Consider the following 561-nt stretch of genomic DNA (forward strand, 5'->3'; position numbering starts at 1 on the left):
GGGTGGCCGCACCCGTTCCCATTCCGAACACGGCCGTGAAACGCCCCAGCGCCTATGGTACTTCGTCTTAAGACGCGGGAGAGTCGGTCGCTGCCAGGTCTGCTAAAGGCAAACATTCCATCTTCTCCAACAACCTCAGTCCCAATCCCTTCCGCGGGGTGGAGCAGCCCGGTAGCTCGTCAGGCTCATAACCTGAAGGCCGCAGGTTCAAATCCTGCCCCCGCAACCAAATCAAATAACACAGTCACAAACGCACAAAACCCCCGACGCTCTCGCGTGCGGGGGTTTTGTGCGTTTGGGGCGTTGGAAGTTGTTATCAAACTGAGCTGGTAGGGCGAGAGATGACAACCTGGCGCATCCACGTGACCTGAGCCCCTGAACTTCCTCCAGATTTTGGTAGAGTCCGTCACAATGAGGAGACGGACGAATGAAGCGTTCACGGTTCACGGAAGAACAGATCATCGGGATATTGAAGGAGCAGGAGGCGGGCGCGAAGACAGTCGATGTCTGCCGCAAGCACGGCATCTCGGACGCAACCTTCTACAAATATAAGGCAAAGTA

Annotated in this window: 1 protein-coding gene, 1 tRNA gene and 1 rRNA gene; all 3 read left to right on the plus strand. The window is 56.1% G+C overall.

Translation table 11 applies throughout. From position 1 onward, the window contains the following. Positions 1-99 (plus strand): 5S ribosomal RNA (gene rrf, locus G8E10_RS25730); the annotation flags it as partial. Between the two features lie 53 nt (positions 100-152). Then, a tRNA-Met gene (locus G8E10_RS25735) sits at positions 153-229 on the plus strand. A 198-nt stretch (positions 230-427) separates the two neighbouring features. Continuing rightward, positions 428-561, plus strand: a 134-nt coding sequence (locus tag G8E10_RS25740) for a transposase (RefSeq protein ID WP_167131272.1), incomplete at its 3' end; no start/stop codon positions are given.

It is taken from the genome of Ferranicluibacter rubi, assembly GCF_011603255.1.
Taxonomy (GTDB): Bacteria; Pseudomonadota; Alphaproteobacteria; order Rhizobiales; family Rhizobiaceae; genus Ferranicluibacter; species Ferranicluibacter rubi.